The following is a 2,420-nucleotide window of genomic DNA, read 5'->3' as shown; positions in this document are numbered from 1 at the left end:
GTGCTCCCGGTGGCGGGCAGCAGCCGACGCCGCCCGGTCCTCCCGGTCCGCCCGGGGGCGGCGCCCCTCACGCGGCGACGATGCTCGCCGGTCCCGGGGTGCCGCGGCCGCCCGGTCCGCCGGGTGCTCCGGGTGCGCCCGGTGGCGGGCTCGACCACGCCGCGACGATGCTGGCCGGTCCCGGGGTGCCGCAGCCGCCCGGTCCGCCCGGGCCGCCGCCCGGTGTCGCGGGCCGGCCGCCGGCGCCGACCGGGGTGCCCACCGTCGGGCCCGGGTACCAGGCCGTACTGCGCTACCGCGCGCCCGACGGCTCCGAGCAGCAGCTCATCCGTCGCTCGGCGCCCGGCACCCCGCACCCCGAGTGGCAGATCCTGTACGAGCTCCGCGCGATGAACGTGCCGCCGCAGCAGGTGCTGGAACTCCACACGGAGCTGGCCTCCTGCGAGCTGCCGGGCGGCTACTGCGCCCGGATGATCCGGGAGACCTGGCCGCAGGTGCGGATCACCAGCGTGGCCCCGTACGGAACGGACCACGCGGGCCGTCAGCAGGGCGTGCAGCACCTGCTCACCCATCAGGGTGAGCTGCACCAGGTCGCGGACGGTCCGGCGCGCCCCGCGCCGGTACGGGCGCCGCTGCCGCAGGTGCCGCTCCAGCCGGCCGTCCCGATGGAGGTCATCGGGCAGGAACTGGCGGGCGCGTTCGGGCCGCAGGGCGTGTTCCGCTTCGACCAGCGGGCGGTGTCCCGGCAGGGCGTGCCGGACGTCGTGGCGCAGACCCTGATGTGGGCCGGTCTGCCCGTCGATTTCGGGCCGTTCTTCTGGGCGCAGGCCGTCCCCGGGCAGCCGGTGCCGACGCTGGCCGAGCTGGCGGCGCAGCGGCAGGTGCAGCCGGCGTCGGACGCGGGCTCGTACCTCGTCGTCGGCAGCGACTTCGGCAAGGCGCTCTGCGTGCAGTACGGGACCGCGCACATAGTGGCGGTCCCGGTGGAGGCCGGTCCGGGCGGGGCGCCCGTGCCGCCGCAGTTCGTGAACTCCAGCCTGCCGCAGTTCGCCCGGTCGTTGGCCATGCTCGGTCACATGTGGCGCCTGCGTCAGCATCTGACGCCGGAGCAGGCGGGCCGCTGGACCGTCGATTTCCAGGGGAATCTCGCGGGACTCGACAGCGCGGCGCTGGCTTCGCCGGAGAACTGGTGGTCGGTGCTGCTGGAGCAGATGTGGGACGGGTTGCTCTGAGCGGATGATCGGATCAGTGGCCGGGCCGGGACCCTCGAACGGGGTACCGGCCCGGCCATTCCGGCTTCTGCGAGCAAATGACGCATCCTTGACGGGAATCCCCGCGAGAGAGGCGCTTCCAGGATGAGTGCACCCATGTCACCTCACGGACCTCAGGGTTTGGCGACCGTACGCGGCCGCGGGTACCGGATCGAAGACGTCGACCGGTACCTCGCGCGGCTGTCCGGCAGCCGTGACGAGGCCTGGGAACGGGTGGCGCGGCTGACCGTCCTCGAAAAGCAGATGGAGGCCGAGGCGGAGCGGCTGCGCGAGGCCGTGACCGCGCTGGCCCCCCAGACGTACGACGAGTTGAGCGAGCGCGCCCGGCGGATCCTGCTGCTCGCGCAGGAGGAGGCGGACGTCCTGCGCCGGGACGCCCGTACCGACGCGGGCGAGGCGCTGGGCGCGGCGGAGGCGCACGCCGACCGGGTGGCGGAGCTGGCGCGCCACGACGGGGAGGCGGTGCGCGAGCAGACCGAGGTCCGGGCGCGGCAGGGATTGCTGCGGGCCCAGCGGGAGGCCGACGAGGCGCGGGCCGAGGCGCGGGACGACGCGGCGGCGTGGCGGGCCGAGGCCCAGGCCGGGCTGGTGGAGATGCGGCGGCGGTCGGAGGCGTTGCTCGCGGAGCGCGAGCAGGAGCAGGCGGAACGCCGGGACGCGGCGGAGCGGGAGCTGGCCGGGCGGCTGGCGGAGCTGGAGGCGCGGGGCGCGGAGCAGGAGCGGTACGCGCAGGCGCGGCTCGACGAGGCGCGGCGGGGGTTCGCGGAGGCGGAGGAGTCCGCGCGGCACGGGCAGGAGGACGCGGAGGCGCGGGCGGCGGAGTTGCTGGCGGAGGCGAGGGTGCGGGAGGAGCGGGTCGGGCGGGAGACGGACCGGATCCTGCGGGAGCACGGGGAGGCGCAGGAGGAGATGCGGGCGCACATGAATCACGTCCGCTCCAGCTTGGCGGCGCTTACGGGGCGGGCGCCGGCGGAGGGGTGACCTTGCCCTGGCCGGGCGTTGGGTTTGGGGGCGGGGGCGTTGGCGGGGGTGCGGCGGGGGCTGCGGGTGGGTCGGGGGGGGGGGGGGGGGGGGGGGGGGGGGGGGGGGGGGGGGGGGGGGGGGGGGGGGGGGGGGGGGGGGGGGGGGGGGGGGGGGGGGGGGGGCGGG

General features: G+C 76.9%; 2 protein-coding genes. Both read left to right on the top strand.

All coding sequences use genetic code 11. The annotated features are described in order from the left end of the window. The coding region (locus tag ACZ4XJ_RS28620; RefSeq protein ID WP_468497894.1) for an SUKH-4 family immunity protein at nucleotides 1-1,232 on the top strand (1,232 nt) is incomplete at its 5' end. A gap of 159 nt (nucleotides 1,233-1,391) precedes the next feature. After that, nucleotides 1,392-2,252: a coiled-coil domain-containing protein gene (locus tag ACZ4XJ_RS28615; protein WP_384004025.1), complete on the top strand. Its 861-nt coding sequence runs from the start codon at nucleotides 1,392-1,394 to the stop codon at nucleotides 2,250-2,252. The last annotated feature ends 168 nt before the right edge of the window (nucleotides 2,253-2,420 follow it).

It is taken from the genome of Streptomyces sp. NPDC029836 (assembly GCF_055574495.1).
Note: the sequence above shows the minus strand (reverse complement) of the source record. Positions and strands in the feature narration are given on the sequence as shown.